This is a genomic window from Rhodophyticola sp., from assembly GCF_965284195.1.
In the GTDB taxonomy this organism is placed as follows: Bacteria; Pseudomonadota; Alphaproteobacteria; order Rhodobacterales; family Rhodobacteraceae; genus Rhodophyticola.
Genome location: NZ_CBDIRM010000001.1, coordinates 829,517 through 847,544, shown reverse-complemented (window position 1 = coordinate 847,544; position 18,028 = coordinate 829,517). Strand labels below are relative to the sequence as shown.

The 18,028-nt window shown below is 65.0% G+C and carries 19 protein-coding genes; 8 read left to right on the top strand and 11 right to left on the bottom strand.

Annotated elements, in window-relative coordinates:
* Positions 1 to 73: 73 nt before the first annotated feature.
* Positions 74 to 529: a hypothetical protein gene (locus tag ACQ651_RS04295; RefSeq protein ID WP_227285481.1), complete on the top strand. Its 456-nt coding sequence runs from the start codon at positions 74 to 76 to the stop codon at positions 527 to 529.
* Positions 530 to 622: 93 nt separating this feature from the next.
* On the opposite strand, the gene ppk2 is transcribed toward ACQ651_RS04295, so the two are convergent.
* A complete protein-coding gene (gene ppk2 / locus ACQ651_RS04290; RefSeq protein WP_375552638.1) occupies positions 623 to 1,570 on the bottom strand; it encodes a polyphosphate kinase 2 in 948 nt (315 codons plus the stop codon).
* A 193-nt stretch (positions 1,571 to 1,763) separates the two neighbouring features.
* Here ppk2 and ACQ651_RS04285 point away from each other — a divergent pair, with 193 nt between their 5' ends.
* From ACQ651_RS04285 to ACQ651_RS04270, 4 genes are all read left to right on the top strand, one after another.
* Complete coding sequence (locus tag ACQ651_RS04285) at positions 1,764 to 3,362, top strand: hypothetical protein (protein ID WP_430448476.1); 1,599 nt, start codon at positions 1,764 to 1,766, stop codon at positions 3,360 to 3,362.
* 91 nt (positions 3,363 to 3,453) lie between these two features.
* Positions 3,454 to 3,795 (top strand): hypothetical protein, encoded by a 342-nt coding sequence (locus ACQ651_RS04280; RefSeq protein WP_121898083.1) that lies wholly within the window; start codon positions 3,454 to 3,456, stop codon positions 3,793 to 3,795.
* Positions 3,796 to 3,871: 76 nt separating this feature from the next.
* Positions 3,872 to 5,833: a DNA topoisomerase IV subunit B gene (gene parE, locus ACQ651_RS04275; RefSeq protein WP_227285479.1), complete on the top strand. Its 1,962-nt coding sequence runs from the start codon at positions 3,872 to 3,874 to the stop codon at positions 5,831 to 5,833.
* Positions 5,833 to 6,756, top strand: coding sequence for an HrgA protein (locus ACQ651_RS04270; RefSeq protein ID WP_430448475.1), 924 nt, complete (start codon positions 5,833 to 5,835; stop codon positions 6,754 to 6,756). Before parE ends, ACQ651_RS04270 begins: the two co-directional genes overlap by 1 nt.
* Before the next feature lie 144 nt (positions 6,757 to 6,900).
* Here ACQ651_RS04270 and ACQ651_RS04265 read toward each other — a convergent pair whose 3' ends face one another.
* Both ACQ651_RS04265 and ACQ651_RS04260 read right to left on the bottom strand, forming a co-directional pair.
* Positions 6,901 to 7,302 carry a c-type cytochrome gene (locus tag ACQ651_RS04265; protein ID WP_430448473.1) on the bottom strand — a complete coding sequence of 134 codons (402 nt, stop codon included), beginning with the start codon at positions 7,300 to 7,302 and terminating at the stop codon, positions 6,901 to 6,903.
* Between the two features lie 65 nt (positions 7,303 to 7,367).
* On the bottom strand, positions 7,368 to 7,793 hold the full coding sequence (locus tag ACQ651_RS04260; protein WP_430448471.1) for a c-type cytochrome: 426 nt from the start codon (positions 7,791 to 7,793) through the stop codon (positions 7,368 to 7,370).
* Positions 7,794 to 7,955: 162 nt separating this feature from the next.
* Here ACQ651_RS04260 and ACQ651_RS04255 point away from each other — a divergent pair, with 162 nt between their 5' ends.
* Together ACQ651_RS04255 and ACQ651_RS04250 are read left to right on the top strand one after the other, a co-directional pair.
* Positions 7,956 to 8,639 carry a hypothetical protein gene (locus tag ACQ651_RS04255; protein WP_430448470.1) on the top strand — a complete coding sequence of 228 codons (684 nt, stop codon included), beginning with the start codon at positions 7,956 to 7,958 and terminating at the stop codon, positions 8,637 to 8,639.
* 27 nt (positions 8,640 to 8,666) lie between these two features.
* Positions 8,667 to 9,113 carry a DMT family transporter gene (locus ACQ651_RS04250; RefSeq protein ID WP_121898089.1) on the top strand — a complete coding sequence of 149 codons (447 nt, stop codon included), beginning with the start codon at positions 8,667 to 8,669 and terminating at the stop codon, positions 9,111 to 9,113.
* Between the two features lie 36 nt (positions 9,114 to 9,149).
* On the opposite strand, the gene ACQ651_RS04245 is transcribed toward ACQ651_RS04250, so the two are convergent.
* The 7 genes from ACQ651_RS04245 to ACQ651_RS04215 form a co-directional block, all read right to left on the bottom strand.
* Positions 9,150 to 10,964: an ABC-F family ATP-binding cassette domain-containing protein gene (locus ACQ651_RS04245; protein WP_430448469.1), complete on the bottom strand. Its 1,815-nt coding sequence runs from the start codon at positions 10,962 to 10,964 to the stop codon at positions 9,150 to 9,152.
* A 39-nt stretch (positions 10,965 to 11,003) separates the two neighbouring features.
* Complete coding sequence (locus ACQ651_RS04240) at positions 11,004 to 11,981, bottom strand: DUF3179 domain-containing protein (RefSeq protein WP_430448467.1); 978 nt, start codon at positions 11,979 to 11,981, stop codon at positions 11,004 to 11,006.
* A gap of 96 nt (positions 11,982 to 12,077) precedes the next feature.
* Entirely contained in the window at positions 12,078 to 12,677 is a 600-nt protein-coding gene (locus ACQ651_RS04235; RefSeq protein WP_227285472.1) for a peptidylprolyl isomerase, read from the bottom strand.
* A complete protein-coding gene (locus ACQ651_RS04230) occupies positions 12,670 to 13,170 on the bottom strand; it encodes a peptidylprolyl isomerase (protein ID WP_375552646.1) in 501 nt (166 codons plus the stop codon). Before ACQ651_RS04230 ends, ACQ651_RS04235 begins: the two co-directional genes overlap by 8 nt.
* A gap of 63 nt (positions 13,171 to 13,233) precedes the next feature.
* Positions 13,234 to 13,728 (bottom strand): pantetheine-phosphate adenylyltransferase, encoded by a 495-nt coding sequence (gene coaD / locus ACQ651_RS04225; RefSeq protein ID WP_121898094.1) that lies wholly within the window; start codon positions 13,726 to 13,728, stop codon positions 13,234 to 13,236.
* A gap of 200 nt (positions 13,729 to 13,928) precedes the next feature.
* Positions 13,929 to 14,363, bottom strand: coding sequence for a CBS domain-containing protein (locus ACQ651_RS04220; protein WP_227285470.1), 435 nt, complete (start codon positions 14,361 to 14,363; stop codon positions 13,929 to 13,931).
* 75 nt (positions 14,364 to 14,438) lie between these two features.
* Positions 14,439 to 15,371, bottom strand: coding sequence for a LysR family transcriptional regulator (locus ACQ651_RS04215; protein ID WP_430448465.1), 933 nt, complete (start codon positions 15,369 to 15,371; stop codon positions 14,439 to 14,441).
* Positions 15,372 to 15,480: 109 nt separating this feature from the next.
* Between ACQ651_RS04215 and ACQ651_RS04210 the strand changes: the two genes are divergently transcribed.
* A complete protein-coding gene (locus ACQ651_RS04210; RefSeq protein ID WP_430448464.1) occupies positions 15,481 to 16,980 on the top strand; it encodes a CoA-acylating methylmalonate-semialdehyde dehydrogenase in 1,500 nt (499 codons plus the stop codon).
* Between the two features lie 154 nt (positions 16,981 to 17,134).
* Here ACQ651_RS04210 and ACQ651_RS04205 read toward each other — a convergent pair whose 3' ends face one another.
* A complete protein-coding gene (locus ACQ651_RS04205) occupies positions 17,135 to 18,013 on the bottom strand; it encodes a hypothetical protein (protein ID WP_430448462.1) in 879 nt (292 codons plus the stop codon).
* Between the last annotated feature and the right edge of the window lie 15 nt (positions 18,014 to 18,028).

The window sequence follows — 18,028 nt, the reverse complement described above, 5'->3', positions numbered from 1 at the left end:
CAATCGGCCACAATTATGCCCACATTTTGGGGCATATAATGTCTTTGATTGGATGTGGTGAGGTTGATGAAAAATGTCTGAATATTTTAGACAGTTTCTCCGCGATGAAAGCGGCGCCATCACTGTGGACTGGGTTGTGTTGTCCGCTGCGGCCGTCTCGATGGCGATTGCGGCAACCGATGTTCTGGAAGGCAGTATCGGCGAGCTTGCGTCGGATCTTGAGGCTCAGCTGCGGACGCAGCAGATATCGGATTCCTTCGTCCAGTTCACGTCTGCCCATTTCGAGCCTTTCTATCAGCAAGACACATTGACCGTCGCGCAGGCGGAGCAGTTGTTCACCAACGCCAACGAGATGACCAATGCGGCCATTCTGACCGCGCTGGAAAGCGGCATCTCGGCGATGAACGCCGGCACCCTGACAGATGCGCAGATGGCCGAACTGGTCGCGGTGGCTTCGGTGGCCTACCAGCGGAACATTGTCGACGATGCGGTCATCGAGCAGTTCTTCAGCGACATCCATACCGTCTGACGCCCAGCACACCGCCATGGCCCTGATTTTCCACCGGAACTAGCGGCGGTTCTTCTGCGGCCGGCCCTGTCTTCAGCGCTGCCGCCCCCCCAGTCATCCCCCGCGACGGGCATCCGGATGCAACGAGGTGCCAAGGATGTGGTCTGCCTTGTGGATCACTTGGGCCGCACGGCCCACGATCAGCGGGTCGGGGTGCCGCGCGATCCGGGGGGTCTTGTCGGGGTAGTCCAGACTATCCAGGAAATGCAGCATGCAATTCAGCCGCGCGCGTTTCTTGTCGTCCGACTTGATCACGGTCCAGGGCGCGTCGGCGGTGTCGGTGTAGAAGAACATCGCCTCCTTCGCCTCGGTATAGTCGTTCCATTTGTCGAGGCTGGCCATGTCGATGGGCGACAATTTCCACCTTTTGAGAGGGTCGAGCCGCCGGCTTTCGAAGCGGGCGCGCTGTTCCTCCTGCGTGACGGAAAACCAGTATTTGTAGAGCCTGATGCCCGAGCGGACCATCATCCGCTCCAGATCCGGCGTCTGGCGCATGAACTCCAGATACTCGTTGGGCGCACAGAACCCCATGACGCGCTCCACACCCGCCCGGTTGTACCAGGAGCGGTCGTAGAACACCATTTCGCCGGTGGTGGGCAGATGTTCGATATAGCGCTGGAAAAACCACTGGCCGCGCTCCTCGTCGGTGGGTTTGTTGAGCGCCACCACGCGCGCTTCCCGCGGGTTCAGATGTTCCATGAAACGCTTGATCGTGCCGCCCTTGCCCGCCGCATCGCGGCCTTCGAACAGGATCACGATTTTCTGACCCGTTTCGCCCACCCATTTCTGCACTTTCAGCATCTCTGCCTGAAGCCTGGCTTTCTGCGCCTCGTAACTGCGGCGCGACAGCTTGGTGTCGTAGGGATAGGCCCCGGTCTCGAACGCGTGGCGGATCGTATCCGGCGTCACGGTCGGGAACCCGCCCTTGCGCGGGAGGGTGTCAATGGCGGGTTTGGCCGTCTCTGCCGCATTTCCTGCGGTCGCGGGATCAAGGTCTTCCATCGGCACGGCACCTCTACTCTTGCTGAAAAGATCTTGCTGAAAGGTGTCACGCCCTTGTCACGTTCCGCGCCGGCGGACCTTGATCAGTGTCAAATCGGACGCGATATCTTTGGAAAAATGCATCATTGTGATAGGTTTTACGCAATCGGCCGCGTGTTTCCGGCCGAGCATGACCGTCTGAGGGGGGACCGGCATGACCCATTCTGTCAGCCAGGGGGTGCGGGATTCGGTTCGTATCCTGTCGATGCGCCTGTCCATTCTGGGGCTTTGCGCCGTGATCGGCGGCGCGCTGGCGGGCGATCTGAGCGCCCAGACCCTGCTGAGCAATCCCGACGAGGGCAAGAATGTCGCCGGTGGCACCGGCCCGCTGGCGCCACGGCCCGCACCGCAGCCCGCGCCGCCACCGACCGAGCCCGCGGCCGGTACGGCGCACCCGAAGGACGGCCCGGCCCCCGCACCCGTCCCGCTGCCCGCCCCGGCCCCGCAACCTGAGCCGCCGCAACCCGCGCCTGCGCCGCCCGCCGCCGGGGGTGGCAAGAATGACGACACCCCGCGGCCCGTCCCGACGGCACCGGCGCCCGAGACAACCCCGCCCGAGGAGGCGGCCGACACAGCCCCGCCCGAAGCCGCAGCACCCGCGCCGGAGGAGAGCAGCGGCCCCGCGCCCGCAGGCGGGGCGGACATCCCCGCGACCATGGCGGTGCTGGCCGCGGGCTTCCCCGAGGGGGAGGCCGAAAGCTTCACCCAGATGCTCATCGGCCTGCCGGACGGGGTGAGCGCGGACACGATCGGCCATCTGCTTTACCCGCGCCGGCAGTTCGACCGGGCCGCATGGTTCTTCGGCGTCGCGGCCCAACGGCCCGAGGCAAGTGCCGCGAGCCTGAGCAATTTCGGCGCGCTGGCGATGGAGGTTTATGCCGATGCCCCCGACGCCTGGCCCGAGACGATGCTGCAGGCCGCCCATGACGCGCTGGTCGCGGCGAACGGCTTGCAGCCGGACGAGCCCGCGATTCTGAACAATCTGGGCAATGCCGCCCGGCGGCTGGGGCTGCATGACGCGGCGGTGGAGCATGGCGCCCGCGCCACCGAACTCGCCCCGGAGGAACCGCTTTACTGGACCAACCTTGCCCGGTCGATGGCGGCCGCGGGCGATGCGGACGGGGCCGCCGCGGCGCTGGCGCGTGCCCATCTGCTTGAGCCCAACGGTCTGGCCCTGCTGGAAACCCTGCCCATGCTGCCCGGGGCCGCGCCCGGCTATTCCCGCGCCCTGCAGACCCAGTGCGACGTCAATTTCCGCTGTCAGGAGATCTGCCCCCGCTCGATCATCGGCGGGCTGATGTCGGTGACCTGCGAGATCGAAAACAGCTCCGCCCAAATCGCCTGCACCGAAGGCCGCCCCTACCCGACCAGCTATCGCTGCGAGGAGGATCTGCCCGAATACGGCATCCTGATCCCGGGTCTGAATTCCGGTTTCTCGGTGGCGGTGCCCGGTTTCTCGGCCCATGTTCTGGTGCAAGGGGACGGCAGTGTCGATGTGCGGGTGGAGGCCGGGGCGTCGATCGGGCCGGTGGGCGGATATCTGCGCGCCGACGGCCATTACGACCCGAGCGGCGGGGTCAGTTTCGACAATCCGGGCGGCGGTGTGCGGGTCAACCTTCTGCCCAATTCGCCCGCCAACCAGCTTGCCAGCGACCTCGGCCACCCGCCCGTCCATATCGAGGCCGAAACCCTGAATGGCGGCCCGGTCCAGATCAACGGGGAGGCGTATAACGCGGGCCTTCTGTCCTTCTGAAATCCGGGCAGGAACCGGCCGACGGGCGGCGGGGGGCTTGCATCTGCCCCGCGCGCTGTCATTCTGGTGAAAATGACCGGAGGGAGCAGTCATGATCCGACCCATTCTGTTGACCAGCCTGATCGCGCTTTCGGGTTGCATCACGTATCAGACCGGACCGATCCGCACATCGACCACCTACACGCCCGTGCCCTCCAACCCCGCGCCCGCGCCGGTGATCAACGGCGTGCCTGTCACGCTGACCGATGGCAGCCAGGGACTTGCGCTGTGGTGTTCGGTGCCGGGCGACTGCATCGCGGATGCGCGCACCGCCTGCAACAACCGCCAGTCGATCCGCACCGTCTCCGATATCGACGGCAGTTCGCCCCGCGCCTCGGAATTCTTTGCCCGGCGCGAGACCGAGCCCAGTTCGCTGGTGGTCGCCTGTAGCTGAGGCGGCGGGAGACACTTCCCCCCTGCCCCCAAACCTGCTCTAATACGGCGCAACAAACACAAGATAGAGCAGATGCATGGCTGACGACCTTCTTTCCGGCGCGCCCGATCCCAATGCCTATGATGCCTCCTCCATCGAGGTGCTGGAAGGTCTGGAGCCCGTGCGCAAACGCCCGGGCATGTATATCGGCGGCACCGATGAGCGCGCGCTGCACCATCTGGTGGCCGAGGTGCTCGACAATTCCATGGACGAGGCGGTGGCCGGCCACGCCACCCGGATCGAGGTGGAGCTGAACGCCGATTACTCCGTCACGATCCGCGACAACGGACGTGGCATCCCCGTCGATCCACACCCGAAATTCCCCGACAAATCAGCGCTGGAGGTGATCCTGTGCACGCTGCATGCGGGCGGCAAGTTCTCCGGCAAGGCCTATCAGACCTCGGGCGGGTTGCATGGCGTGGGCGTTTCGGTGGTCAACGCCCTGTCGGATCACCTGCGGGTGGAGGTCGCGCGCAATCGCGAGCTGTTCGTGCAGGAGTTTTCCCGCGGTCTCCCGCAGGGCCCGGTGGCCGCGGCAGGCAGCGCGCCGAACCGGCGCGGCACGTCCATCACCTTCCATGCGGATGACCAGATTTTCGGCCAGCACCGGTTCAAACCCGCCCGGATGATGAAGATGGTGCGCTCCAAGGCCTATCTGTTCTCGGGCGTCGAGATCCGCTGGAAAACCGCGATCGACGATGGCGAGACCCCGGCGGAGGCGGTGTTCCACTTCCCCGGCGGCCTGTCGGATTATCTGGGTGAGACGCTCGGCGGCGCCTCCACCTATGCGGAGCGGCCCTTTGCGGGCAAGGTCGCGTTTCAGGAGCGCTTCGGCGAACCCGGCAGCGTGGAATGGGCGATCAACTGGACGCCATCGCGGGACGGGTTCATCCAGAGCTATTGCAACACCGTACCCACGCCCGAAGGCGGCACCCATGAACAGGGGTTCTGGGCCGCGATCCTGAAGGGCATCCGCGCCTATGGCGAGCTGGCCGGCAACCGCAAGGCTGCGCAAATCACCCGCGACGACCTGATCACCGGGGGCTGCGCGCTGGTCTCCTGCTTCATCCGGGAGCCCGAATTCGTGGGCCAGACCAAGGACCGTCTGGCCACCACCGAGGCGGCGCGGATGATCGAAGGCGCGGTGCGGGACCATTTCGACAACTGGCTTGCGGCCGATACCAAATCGGCGGGCGCGATTCTCGATTTCCTGATCCTGCGGGCGGAGGAACGGCTGCGCCGGCGGCAGGAGAAGGAAACCGCGCGAAAATCGGCCACGAAGAAGCTGCGCCTGCCCGGCAAGCTGGTGGATTGCTCGCAACAGGCCCGCGAGGGCACGGAGCTGTTCATCGTCGAGGGGGACTCCGCCGGCGGTTCGGCCAAGATGGCGCGGGATCGCAAGACCCAGGCCCTGCTGCCGCTGCGCGGGAAAATCCTGAACGTGCTTGGCGCGGCCTCCTCCAAGATGTCCCAGAACGCCGAGATTTCCGATTTGTGTCAGGCGCTTGGCGTTGGAATGGGCACGCGGTTCAACCTGGACGATCTGCGCTACGACAAGATCATCATCATGACCGACGCGGATGTGGACGGGGCGCATATCGCCTCCCTGCTGATGACGTTTTTCTTCACCCAGATGCGCCCGATGATCGATGCGGGGCATCTGTATCTCGCCTGCCCGCCGCTTTTCCGGCTGACCCAGGGCGCGCGCCGGGTCTATTGCCTGGACGAGGCGGAGCGCGATGAATGGCTGGCCAAGGGTCTGGGCGGCAAGGGCAAGATCGACGTCTCCCGCTTCAAGGGTCTGGGGGAGATGGACGCGAAAGACCTGAAGGACACCACGATGAATGTGGAGACCCGCAAGCTGATCCGCGTGTCCATCGACGAGGATGAACCGGGCGAAACCGGCGATCTGGTGGAGCGGCTGATGGGCAAGAAGCCGGAACTGCGGTTCCAGTACATCCAGGAGAACGCGCGGTTCGTGGAGGAGTTGGATGTTTGATGACTAAAACGACTCTGGACCTAATTTTGGAAACGCTGCGATCTGAAAACGGCAGTCGGCTGACCGCCAATCAGTTGTCAAGAGCGATGGTCGAGCGAAACGGCGATTGGGCCCAGCGCAAACGAGAGAAAAGCAGGAATAAGTCTATTCGTGAAGGAGGCTTCGAGGAGCTTAGAGCGCAAGTTCAAAGTGAAATCGGATCTCATCGAGAGCGTATTGAGCGCCACCCGAACCTCAGAATGACAGAAGATAGTCCGCGTCGCTATTACTTCACCGATCTTTCCGAGGAAGAAGAGATTGATGCGGTCGAAAATGAGCCAGATGGGCCTGTTTCCGGCGCAATTTCTGAGAATGACCTTTATCCGTTGCTTGCGCGCTACCTCGCATCAGAACATGGCGTCTTGGCAAAGCGGATTGACGAACGAAAATCGCGCAACCGTCAGGGCCCCAAGGGCAATCAGTGGCTGCACCCAGACCTGATAGGCTTCGAAGTATTGAGCGAAAAGTGGGGCGATACGGTAAGAACGCTTGTTCAGGCTAGATCGGACCCAAACTCGAGGCTTTGGTCATTTGAAGTGAAGAAACTCGTAAACAGGGCAAATTTGCGAGAGGTTTTCTTTCAAGCGCTTAGCAATTCCGCTTGGGCAAATATGTCTTACTTAGTCGCTGCGGAAGTTTCCGGGCGGGGCACCTTGGAAGAACTCAGAATGCTCTCAAGTCAGCATGGAGTCGGTGTTATTATTCTTGCTACAAACGCTGAAAGCGAAAGTTCGATCTCAATTCAAGCAAGGGAAAGACCAGAAGTTGATTGGACTGCCGCGAACCGCTTGGCCGAAGAAAATCCTGACGCCGAAGCTGTGTTTCGGCAAGTGCGCGTTTATCATCAGTCCGGCGAACTGACGAAGGAGTTTTGGGACTCGTAGCGCCTTCCTGTGAGTTCAGGTCCCACCATCTGGTCTACAGGCTCTATGCCCACCAAACCCCCTCACCGAGCAGGCGCTCGCCCGGCGGCTTCGCCTTGTTTCCGGGCGGGTTGGCGCTTCAATGCAGGTTCGGGCTAAGGGGCGCTACTCCACCTGCACCGTTTCCAACCACCCAACCAGATCCACCACCTCGCGGCTGGTCAAGAGCGTGCCTCCGCCGCGTTCGCGCAGGACCACGTTGAACTCCCCGAAGACGAAGCCGAAGATCGGCATGTCGCCGCCATGGGTCAGGATCGGGTCCCGCCCGTCGATCAGCCGGGCGATCTGGATGACGGGGAACACACCGTCGCGACGCTCGGCGATGCGGGTGAGATCGGGGGGCGGCACCATCAGCACCTCGGCCATCGGACCGCCGCCTTGCGCGATCTCGCCGTGGCAGACGGCGCAATGCTGGAAATAGAGCCGTTCGCCGCGCTGGACATCCTGCGCCAGCGCCGGCACGCCAAGGAGCAGGGCTCCAGTCAAAATCAGTGCTTTCACCGCCATGTCTTACTCCGTCTGCGGCCCTTGTCCGGGCCGGGATACGCGACCGGCCCCGCCCTGGGCCAGCCTCATTCCTGTATCTCCTGCAAATACGTCACCAATTCGGCAATCGGTTGCGTTGTCATGATCGGCTGGCCCGTGGCATCGGCAATCGCGACATCGGCGCCGGCCTCCTGAAAGAAGCTTCCGAAAAGCGGCATCTCGCCCCCATGGGCCAGCAAAGGATCGCGCCCGTCGATCTGGCGCGCCACGCGGTAGGTGGGGAAAACCCCGTCATTTCCGGCTCTTAGCTGCGTCAGATCGGGCGGCAGAACGGTCAGCAACTCCGCCATGCGGCCATCACCCCGGCCCTCCATCCCGTGGCAGGCGGCGCAGTAGGTGACGAAATGCTCCCGCCCGGCGGCGGCATCCTGCGCCAGAGCGGGCGGGGCGGAGACAAGGGCGCCGGCATGGGCGGTGGCAAGGGCTGCGAAGGTCAGCATGGTGATGCGCATCGATGGGCTCCTCGGCTGATGACACGGACAGGATGACCGATTGATCACATGCCGCATTGATCGGCGTCAAACCCGACCGGCAATCGGATAATCCTCTGCGCGGGCGGGATTTTTCGTCAACGGCATTTCCAAGCCCGGATGGCTTGCCCTATCGTGGCGTTCATGCGCCTGATGATCTGTTTGCTTTTCCTGAGCCTTGCCGCCTGCGGCCGCCCGCTGACAGAGGCGGAGCGGGCCTTCATGGGCACGCTGCAGGGCAACCAGCTGGATGTGAGCCAGGTCAGGATCATCGAGAATCCGTTGGTGGGGCTGCGCAGACAGGTTTTCCCGGTCCGGCCCCGAACCACTTGCCGGGAAAGGATTTTTCCCGAGCCGGAGGGGGAGTTTCTGGTCGGGCAGACCGCGGGGATCGTGCTGTTCAACCGGCTGCATGTGCGCCGGGATTACGCGATACCCGATTATGTGCGCACCGCCGATGGCGGCATGAATCTGGTCGCGGCGATGTTCTTCGCCCATGAAATGACCCATATCTGGCAATGGCAGAACCGCGATATTACCGGCTATCACCCGGCCCGCGCCTTCGCCGAGCATCTGCGGACGGAAGACCCCTATCTCTTTGACGGAGATAGCGAATTCGGGTTTCTGGACTATGGCTACGAGCAGCAGGCGAGCCTTGTGGAGGAATATGTCTGCTGCCGCACGCTGGACCCTGGCGGCGCGCGGACGGAGCGGCTGTTGCACCTGCTGCAAGAGGTGATGCCGGTTCAGCCCTTGCAATCCCGCGTCGACGGGATGCAGGTTTATCTCCCATGGGACGGGGTGGAACTGCGCGGGATATGTTCGTGATTCCCCCATATTTATCAGGATCTTGAAATGACACATCAGGCATTGATCATGCTGGCCGCCGGGATCGGCATTCCGCTTTTGGCGGCGCTGAATGCGCGGTTGGGTGCGAATATCGGCTCGCCCGCCGCGGCGGCGCTGATCCTGTTCATCGTGGCCTTTGCGGCGACGGCGGTGACGATGGTGCTCAGCGGCGGGACCGGCGCGCTGGCCGATCTGCCGGATCAGCCCCGGCATCTGTTTCTGGCGGGGTTGCTGGTGGCGTTCTACGTGCTGTCGATCACCTGGGTCGCGCCGACGTTCGGCGTTGGAAACGCGGTGTTTTTCGTGCTTCTGGGGCAATTGATCTCGGCGGCCGCGATCGACCATTTCGGGCTGTTCGGGGCGCAGGTGGCGAGCCTCTCGCCGATGCGGGCCGCGGGGATTGTGGTGATGGCCGCGGGCGTCGCCCTGACGCAATTCGGGGCAAGGGGGTAGAACAATGGTATATCAATTCGAGGCCGCGGTCCTGCCCTAGCCTTCAGCCTTTTCCGCCAGAAGCAGCCATTCCTCCTCCGCCTCGGCCAGGGCGGTCTGACGGGCGGCAAGCGCTTCGGTCGCCTTGCGGAACTTCACCGGCTCGCGGGTGAAAAGCTCCGCATCGGTCAGGAGGGATTCAAGCTTGGCGATCTCGGCCTCCAGACGGGCGATGACCGCCGGCAGATCCTTCAGGCGGTGCGCCTCGGTGAAGGAGAGACGCGACGATCTGGGCGCAGGCGCGGGTTTCGGCGCGGCGGCGGACCGGGCGGGTTTCGGGGCGGCGGCGGTGGCGCCCGCCTGCGCGCCCCGCTGCGCCTGATAATCGCTCCAGCCGCCGGCATAGACCGTGGCCTGCCCGTCGCCTTCCATCGCGACGGTGGTGCCGACCACCCGGTCAAGGAAATCCCGGTCATGGCTGACCAGCAGCACGGTGCCGGGATAATCGCCAAGGATATCCTGCAACAGATCGAGGGTTTCCACGTCGAGATCGTTGGTGGGCTCGTCCAGCACCAGAAGATTGGATTCACGCGCCATGATCCGGGCCAGAAGCAGGCGCGCCTTTTCCCCGCCCGAAAGCGACCGGATCGGCGCGCGCGCCTGCGCATCGTCGAACAGGAATTCCTTGAGATAGCCAACCACATGGCGCGGCTGTCCGCGCACCATCACCTGATCGGAGCGGCCGCTGACCCCCATCAGCGGATCGTTGGTGAGACTGTCCCAGAGCGTGGCGTCCGGGTCGAGCGCGCTGCGCGTCTGGTCGAAGACGGCCATCGAGAGTCCGGTGCCGAGGGTGACGCTGCCGGTGTCGGGCGCAAGCTGCCCGGTCAACATGTTGACCAGCGTCGTCTTGCCCGCGCCATTGGGGCCCACAAAGCCCACCCGATCCCCGCGCAGGACCCGGAAATCGAAAGGTTTCAGGATGAGCTTCCCCCCGTAGCTCTTTGAAATGCCTTTCGCTTCGATGACCCGCTTGCCGGATTTCTGGCCCGCGTCCAGCACCATGCCCGCCGCGCCCTGACGGCGGATCATATTGGCCCGCTCGGCCCGCAGATCGGCCAGCGCGCGCACCCGGCCCATATTGCGCTTGCGCCGGGCGGAGATGCCTTCCACGGCCCAGCGCCCCTCCGCCTTGATCTTGCGGTCAAGCTTGTGGCGGACGAGATCTTCCTCTTCCCATGTCCTGTCGCGCCAGGCCTCGAAATCGGCGAAGCCCTTTTCCTGCCGCCGCACCTTGCCCCGGTCGATCCAGAGCGTGGCGCGGGTGAGCGCGGTCAGAAACGCGCGGTCATGGGAGATCAGCACGAAGGCGGCGCGGGTCTGCCCCAGTTCGGCCTCCAGCCAGCGGATCGCCTCGATATCGAGATGGTTGGTGGGCTCATCCAGCAGCATCAGTTCGGGCGCTTCGGCCAGCAGCTTGGCGAGGGCCGCGCGGCGCCGCTCACCGCCGGAGGCCTTGTCGACATCGGCATCGAGCCGGAGTTTCAGCCCCTCGGCGGCGGCCTCCACCCGCCAAGTCTGATCGGGGCCCAGATCGCTGAGCGCGTAATCGCCCAAGGTGGCGAAGCCCGCGAAATCCGGGTCCTGCTCCATATAGCCGGTATGGATGCCGGGCGGCAGGGTTCGGGTGCCGCTATCGGCTTCAACAAGCCCCGCCATCACCTTGAGAAGCGTCGATTTTCCCGAACCGTTGCGCCCGACGAGCGCGACGCGATCACCCTCCTGCACGACCAGATCGAGACCCGGGAAAACCGGGTCGCCGCCGAAGGTCAGCGAGATATCGTTGAGTTGCAAAAGCGGTGCGCGGGCCATGGCCGCCTGCTATGGGGCGGAGCCGCGGAGGTCAAGGTGTCAGTTGCCCAGCATCCAGTCGCCATCGGGCCAGAACGCATGATAGGCGAAGGCGAAGAGCACGTCATGGGGCAGGTCCGCGCCGGCGGCATCGCGCACCCGGATCATGCCCACATCGCGGCCGGTCGCGATATCCACGGTGTCGAGCGCGGAGGCCTTGCCCGCCGCCCATGAGATCGTCACGCCCGCTTCGGTGATCTCGCCCAGGTCGGCCAGCCGGGTCAGCGGCCAGGCCCGGTCGCCCACGCGGACCACGCGGGCCAGCGGTTCGATGCCATGGGGCGGCATCTGGCCATCATAGAGGAAGGGTTGGGCCAGACTGTCATAACCGACATAGGGATTGCGGCCATAGGGGCGGCGCCAGTCCGGTTCGTCCATCACCAGACCGTCGGGATTGCGGGCGCGGAACGCGGCGAAGCTTTCCATCCAGCTTGGCAATTCGGTGAGCTTGGCCCCTGTCATCGTGCCCACGATCCCCTCGCCCACCGCCTGTTGCCACCAGCTTTCGGTTTCGCGGTCATACATCACCATGTCGGAATGGCGCAGATTGCCCGAGACCCCGAAGCTGAGCGTCCGCCCGTCGACGCGGCGGTCGAAGGTCATGGCGGAGTTGCACAAGGGGCAGAAGGTGACCGCCACGGGAATGCCCGCGACCGTGTCGTTCACGATCTCATGCCAGGTCAGGTAGCGGATCGGATAGGCGCGCGGCGCGGCCCCGTCGAATTCCAGTGTGATGACCGGCTCGCGCGCGGCGATGCGGGTTTCCCCGGCGGCCGGAATGAACGCGGGATCGTCGAGGGCCGGAATGCCGTCGCGCCCCGGCCCGCCGGCGCGGATCTCATCAAGATCTACTGAGGCGGTGCCGAAATCGGTATTCGGCCATTCGGCGGCCAACCCGGGCTGCTGCGCCGGGGCCGGCTGGCCGAAGGCGGCGATGAAGACCGCGACGAGCGGCACGACGAGCGGGGCAAGGCGCATCTGGACCGGGGCTCCTTCCACAGGGCAACCCTACCCTGCCAGAGCGCCGCCGGGCCGCCTAGCCCCGCTCACGCGGATGTGCGTTTTCCTGATCGGTCACTCCGCCGGGGCGACGGGCTCGGGGTCTTCCTCCAGCACGCGCAGGGCAACCATCCGGTCGGGCTGCCCGATGACGGCGCCATTGCGCCCCTCGCCCCGCTTGATCGCATCGACCACATCCATGCCGCCGACCACTTCACCGATCACGGTATAGTCGCCGTTCAGTTGCGGGGTGGGCGCGAACATGATGAAGAACTGGCTATTGGCGCTGTCGGGGTCGGCGGCGCGGGCCATGCCGATCACGCCCCGCTCGAAGGGCAGCTCGGAAAACTCGGCGGGCAGATCCGCAAGCTCGGAGCCGCCGCGCCCGGCATAGCGCATATCCATGCCCATGCGACCGAATTCCACATCGCCCGTCTGCGCCATGAACCCGTCGATCACCCGGTGAAACACCACGTCGTCATAGGCGCCTTCGGCGGCCAGGGTCACGATCCGCTCCACATGGGCGGGGGCCACCTCTTCGAAGAGGTCGATGACGATGGTGCCCTCCGCCTCGCCCGCAAGGTCGATCTCCAGCCCGGTCGCGGCGGCGGGCGCGGCGAGAGACAGAAGCGCCGGGCCGCTCAGCAGGCAGAGCGCGGCGGCCAGCCTACGCATCGGCGGCCACCTTGACGGAGATCATCTTGTCGGGGTTCGCGGGCGGCTCGCCACGGGTGATCGCATCCACATGTTCCATCCCCTCGATCACGCGGCCATAGACCGTGTATTGCCCGTTCAGGAAGTGATTGTCGGAGAAGTTGATGAAGAACTGGCTGTTGGCCGAGTTCGGGTTCTGCGAGCGCGCCGCGCCGAGGGTGCCGCGATCATGGGGCAGCTTGGAGAATTCGGCGGGCAGATCGGGCTTGTCGGAGCCGCCGGTGCCGGCGGCGCGCAGATTGCCGCCTTCCTTGCCGTTGGCCACATCGCCGGTCTGGGCCATGAACCCTTCGATCACCCGGTGGAACACCACGCCGTCATAGGCGCCGTCGCGGGCCAGTTCCTTCATCCGTTCGGTATGTTTGGGGGCCACATCGGGCATCAACTCGATGACGACGGTGCCGGCTTCCAGCTCCATCAGAATGGTGTTTTCGGGGTCTTTGATCTCGGCCATCGGGCGCTCCTTCTGCAACAGTCGCGGCGGACCCTACTGCGCGCGGCCCGAAAGGAAAAGCGCCTAGTGCGGGAACTTGCCGAGAAGGGCCTGATGCACCGCAGGCGGAACGAAATGGGACACATCGCCGCCAAGCCGCGCGATCTCCTTGACCAGTTTGGAGGCGATGGCCTGCCGGTCGGCCTCGGCCATCAGGAACACGGTGGTGATCTTGCTGTCCAGCTTGCGGTTCATGCCGACCATCTGGAATTCATACTCGAAATCGGCCACCGCGCGCAGGCCGCGGATGATCACGCCGGCGCCGACATCCTTGGCGCAGTCGATCAGCAGATTCTCGAACGGATGGACCACGATCTCGCATCCGGTCGCCTCCGCCAGACGCGCGCATTCCGCCTCCACCATCTCCACACGCTCCTCCAGCGTGAACAGCGGCCCCTTGTCGCGGTTGATCGCCACACCGATGACCAGCCGGTCGACCAGCGTGCAGGCCCGCCTGATGATGTCGATATGACCCAAGGTGATCGGGTCAAAAGTGCCCGGATAAAGCCCCACACGCATCGCCAGCCGTCCCTTCCAAGTCTCAGCCTCGCCAACGCAACATCATTGCGCGGCCTTGTCCAGCCCCGGATGCACCGGACGCCCGGGCCGTGTTGCCGGCGGGGCCTGCCCGGCATCCCGCGCGCACAAAGAGAGGCACAGGCGGATGCCGCGCGCCGCCCCTGAGCGGGCGCGCCTGCGGCGACCGGCCTGCCGCCGTCTCAGAACCCCTTGATCATGCTTTCCAGCGCCTCTTTCTCCATCGCCAGTTTGGAGAGCTGCGCCTTGACCACATCGCCGATGGAGATCAGCCCCACCATGTCGGCCCCGTCCATCACCGGCATGTGGCGAAACCGGCCCTGTGTCATCTTGGCGAGCACCGCATCGGAGGTCTCCTCCCCGGTGCAGGAAATGATGTCCTTCGTCATCAGACTGTCCACGGTTTCGGCCATGCAGGAGGGCCCGCGCGCGCCCAGTTCGCGGACGATATCGCGTTCCGACACGATCCCGGCCACAGCCTTTCCATCCGCGGAGACGACCAGCGCACCGATCCGCTTCTTCGACAGGGCTTCGGCCACCTGCGCGACGGTGCTGCCGGGCTTGATCGTGTCCACACCCTGGGTGGGTTTGCTTTTGAGGATCTGCTGAACAAGCATGGGCGCCTCCTTTTGTCTGGATGTCTGGAATGATGCGTCCCTTGAGAGCAGCGTCCACCGGATCGCCCTTTACTGTCAAGAAGATGTGTTCTGCGCCGCGCCGGTCTCGGCCCGGGTGACGGCGGTTTCCAGCCGGATGATTTCCGCGCGGATGCCATCGGCCAGAAGCCCGGCAAATCGCTGCAACCGGCGGTCGCGAAGCGCCTGCGCATGGCGGATCAGCCAGAAATTGCGATGCAGGGCGATCTGCCCCGGCAGCACCCGGCGCAGACCCGGCGCCGCAGGCAGCGCGAAATCATGGACCACGGCCAGCCCCGCGCCCGCGCGCGCCCAGTTGAGCTGGACCGAAACGGAATTGGAGGTCAGCGGCACATGGCTGAGCCCCAGTTCGGCCAGATAGTCCAGTTCGGCGTCGAAAATCATGTCGGGGATATAGCCGATCATCCGCGCGCCCTGCAGATCGGCCCGGCTTTGCGGGGCCCCGTTCCGGGCGAGCCATGCGTCGGACGCGGCGAGCGACAGGCGATAGGCGCTGAGCTTTTCGGCGCGGAGCCGCGCGGTGCGGGGCCGCGAGACGGCGATGGCGAGATCCGCCTCCCGCCGGCTGAGATCGACGACGCGCGGCAAGGCCAGGATCTGGACCTCCAGCCCCGGGTTAAGGTCGCAGATCGCGGCGCAGACCTGCGGCAGGAGATAGTTGGCGCAGCCATCGGGCGCGCCGATCCGGATGCTGCCGGAAAGCGTTTCGCCGCCCCCGGTCAGATCGCCGACGCCCGCGGACAGCGCCGCCTCCGCCTCTTCGGCGGCGGGCATCAGGCGGGCGCCCGCCTCGCTCAGCGCGTAGCCTTGCGGCGATTTCAGGAACAGATCGGCCCCGATCCGGCTTTCCAGCCTTGCGATGCGGCGGCCCACGGTCGCGGGATCCATCCGCAGGGATTTGCCCGCCGCAGTCAGGCTCTGGCCGCGCGCGACGGACAGGAAGATACGCAGGTCATCCCAGTTGGTCATCGGGGTCATCCTTGCATTTTCGCAAAACGCTTTTGAGAACCTGCCCCTTTTCCGCGCAGCATTGCAAGGCTAGGGTTTGCGCCGAACCGCATATGGGAGGACACCGGCGATGGAAGAGCTGAGCCACTGGATCAACGGCCAACATGTCAAGGGCACATCGGGGCGATTTGCCGATGTGATGAACCCGGCCACCGGCGAGGTGCAGGCGCGCGTGCCGCTGGCCTCCAAGGAGGAGCTGGACGCAGCCGTGGCCGATGCCGCCGCCGCGCAGCCGGCATGGGCCGCGATGAACCCGCAGAAACGCGCCCGGGTGATGATGGCCTTCGTGCAGTTGATCAACCGCGACATCGACAAGCTGGCCGAGGCGCTGAGCCGCGAGCACGGCAAGACCTTCCCCGACGCCAAGGGCGATGTGCAGCGCGGGCTGGAAGTGGTGGAGTTCTGCATCGGCGCGCCGCATCACCTGAAGGGCGAGTTCACCGACAGCGCCGGGCCCGGGATCGACATGTATTCGCTGCGCCAGCCCCTTGGCGTGGCGGCCGGCATCACGCCGTTCAACTTTCCGGCAATGATCCCGATGTGGAAGATGGCGCCCGCGCTGGTCTGCGGCAACGCCTTCATCCTGAAGCCGTCGGAGCGTGACCCCTCGGTGCCGCTGATGCTGGCGGAACTGCTGAAAGAGGCCGGGTTGCCCGATGGCGTGTTGCAGGTGATCAACGGCGACAAGGAAAGCGTGGATGCGATCCTGGACAACCCGGTGATTGCCGGTGTGGGCTTCGTCGGATCGACGCCGATCGCGGAATACATCTATTCCCGCGGCTGCGCCAACGGCAAGCGCGTGCAGTGTTTCGGCGGCGCCAAGAACCACATGATCATCATGCCCGACGCCGATCTGGATCAGGCGGCGGATGCGCTGGTGGGTGCGGGCTATGGCGCGGCGGGCGAACGCTGCATGGCGATCAGCGTCGCGGTCCCGGTGGGCGAGGAGACCGCGGACCGGTTGATGGAGAAGCTGGTGCCCAAGGTCGAGGCGCTGAAGATCGGGCCCTATACCTCGGGCGACGATGTGGATTTCGGCCCCGTGGTGACCGCGGCGGCCAAGGAGAACATCCTGCGGCTGGTGCAGACCGGGATCGATCAGGGGGCGGAGCTGCTGGTCGACGGGCGCGATTTCTCGTTGCAGGGCTACGAGAACGGCTTTTTCGTCGGCGCGCATCTGTTCGACCGGGTGACGACGGATATGGACATCTACAAGACCGAGATCTTCGGCCCTGTCCTGTCCACCGTCCGGGCCAAGACCTATGAGGAGGCCATCGGCTACGCGATGGATCATGAATACGGCAACGGCACCGCGATCTTCACCCGCGACGGCGACACGGCGCGGGATTTCGCCAACCGGATCAATATCGGGATGGTCGGGATCAACGTGCCGATCCCGGTGCCGCTGGCCTATCATACCTTCGGCGGCTGGAAGAAATCGGGTTTCGGCGATCTGAACCAGCACGGGCCGGATGCGTTCCGGTTCTACACGCGGACCAAGACGGTGACGGCGCGCTGGCCGTCGGGCATCAAGGAAGGCGGCGAGTTCTCGATCCCGGTGATGGAATGACGGCGCCGGGCTGAGGCCCGCGCGCAGGTCGTTCGGATTTGCCCCGTCCGAGGGGCATCACGGCGCGCGGTCCGATTGGCCGCGCGCCTTTCGCATGGGCCGGCGGGCAGCGGGACCCGGGATGAAAGCCGACCGGGCCGGGTCTCCACCGTGTTCAGGTGACGGGACCGATTTTCAGCGCCTTGCGGATCATCGCCGCGACCGGGCGGTAGAAATGCCTGTCGGTCCAGTAGCCGTTATGGGAGGCCGGGGTCCAGGAGGTGAGCGGGCTGCCCGCGTTGATCCAGCGATCGCTCAGATCCCCGGCATCGGCCATGTCCTGATATCTGGTGCCGGCGGGGGCGAGCGGCATGCCCAGCACATCGTCCTTGTCGTTGAAGTTCTGCCACCACGGAGAGATCCGCCGCGGCTGCGGGATGCGGATGCCGGGATAATTGATCGGCCAGACCTCATCGGGGGGGTAGGCGAAGGTGAAGATCGGGATGTTGCAGCCGAAGGTGACGAACCCGGCCATGGTTTCCAGCCGCTGGAACGGTGTCAGTGCCTGCACCCACGGCGCATCGAGCCGCATCGCCTTCTGCCGGTCGTAGATGTAGTTGGAGACGATATGCCCGCCAAGCGAATGGGCGAGGACCAGAAGCGGCGTGTCCGGCCCGGCCACCGCCTGCAGATTGTCGATTGCGTCGGTGACGCGGGCCTGAACGCGCTGATAGACATCCGTCTCGTTGTCGGACACCTTGCGATAGGCGGCGGCGTCGGTGAGGTTGTGCATCACGAAACGGCGGGTCTTGAGCCAGCGCGCCTTGCCCTTCAGGGCCTTCAGCACGTAATCTTCCTGCCGCTCCTGCAGGATGTCGGCCCAGAAAACCTCCCGCCAGGCGACACGGCCGTTCCATTCCTCCGGCGCCATGTAGTTGCGAAGCGCGCGGTAAAGCCCGGCGGAAAAGCTGATATCGTTGGGGCCCTGGGGCTTGTCGCCCTGACTGCCCATGCCGTGGATCACGGCAATGGCGACACGGGTCGGGTCTGGCATGGGGTGGCTCCGATC

What these genes read in the sequence shown, in the direction of transcription:
- ACQ651_RS04295 (WP_227285481.1), top strand. Translation starts at nt 74, where the DNA reads ATGTCTGAATATTTTAGACAGTTTCTCCGCGATGAAAGCGGCGCCATC.
- ppk2 (WP_375552638.1), bottom strand. Translation starts at nt 1,570, where the DNA reads ATGGAAGACCTTGATCCCGCGACCGCAGGAAATGCGGCAGAGACGGCC.
- ACQ651_RS04285 (WP_430448476.1), top strand. Translation starts at nt 1,764, where the DNA reads ATGACCCATTCTGTCAGCCAGGGGGTGCGGGATTCGGTTCGTATCCTG.
- ACQ651_RS04280 (WP_121898083.1), top strand. Translation starts at nt 3,454, where the DNA reads ATGATCCGACCCATTCTGTTGACCAGCCTGATCGCGCTTTCGGGTTGC.
- parE (WP_227285479.1), top strand. Translation starts at nt 3,872, where the DNA reads ATGGCTGACGACCTTCTTTCCGGCGCGCCCGATCCCAATGCCTATGAT.
- ACQ651_RS04270 (WP_430448475.1), top strand. Translation starts at nt 5,833, where the DNA reads ATGACTAAAACGACTCTGGACCTAATTTTGGAAACGCTGCGATCTGAA.
- ACQ651_RS04265 (WP_430448473.1), bottom strand. Translation starts at nt 7,302, where the DNA reads ATGGCGGTGAAAGCACTGATTTTGACTGGAGCCCTGCTCCTTGGCGTG.
- ACQ651_RS04260 (WP_430448471.1), bottom strand. Translation starts at nt 7,793, where the DNA reads ATGCGCATCACCATGCTGACCTTCGCAGCCCTTGCCACCGCCCATGCC.
- ACQ651_RS04255 (WP_430448470.1), top strand. Translation starts at nt 7,956, where the DNA reads ATGCGCCTGATGATCTGTTTGCTTTTCCTGAGCCTTGCCGCCTGCGGC.
- ACQ651_RS04250 (WP_121898089.1), top strand. Translation starts at nt 8,667, where the DNA reads ATGACACATCAGGCATTGATCATGCTGGCCGCCGGGATCGGCATTCCG.
- ACQ651_RS04245 (WP_430448469.1), bottom strand. Translation starts at nt 10,964, where the DNA reads ATGGCCCGCGCACCGCTTTTGCAACTCAACGATATCTCGCTGACCTTC.
- ACQ651_RS04240 (WP_430448467.1), bottom strand. Translation starts at nt 11,981, where the DNA reads ATGCGCCTTGCCCCGCTCGTCGTGCCGCTCGTCGCGGTCTTCATCGCC.
- ACQ651_RS04235 (WP_227285472.1), bottom strand. Translation starts at nt 12,677, where the DNA reads ATGCGTAGGCTGGCCGCCGCGCTCTGCCTGCTGAGCGGCCCGGCGCTT.
- ACQ651_RS04230 (WP_375552646.1), bottom strand. Translation starts at nt 13,170, where the DNA reads ATGGCCGAGATCAAAGACCCCGAAAACACCATTCTGATGGAGCTGGAA.
- coaD (WP_121898094.1), bottom strand. Translation starts at nt 13,728, where the DNA reads ATGCGTGTGGGGCTTTATCCGGGCACTTTTGACCCGATCACCTTGGGT.
- ACQ651_RS04220 (WP_227285470.1), bottom strand. Translation starts at nt 14,363, where the DNA reads ATGCTTGTTCAGCAGATCCTCAAAAGCAAACCCACCCAGGGTGTGGAC.
- ACQ651_RS04215 (WP_430448465.1), bottom strand. Translation starts at nt 15,371, where the DNA reads ATGACCAACTGGGATGACCTGCGTATCTTCCTGTCCGTCGCGCGCGGC.
- ACQ651_RS04210 (WP_430448464.1), top strand. Translation starts at nt 15,481, where the DNA reads ATGGAAGAGCTGAGCCACTGGATCAACGGCCAACATGTCAAGGGCACA.
- ACQ651_RS04205 (WP_430448462.1), bottom strand. Translation starts at nt 18,013, where the DNA reads ATGCCAGACCCGACCCGTGTCGCCATTGCCGTGATCCACGGCATGGGC.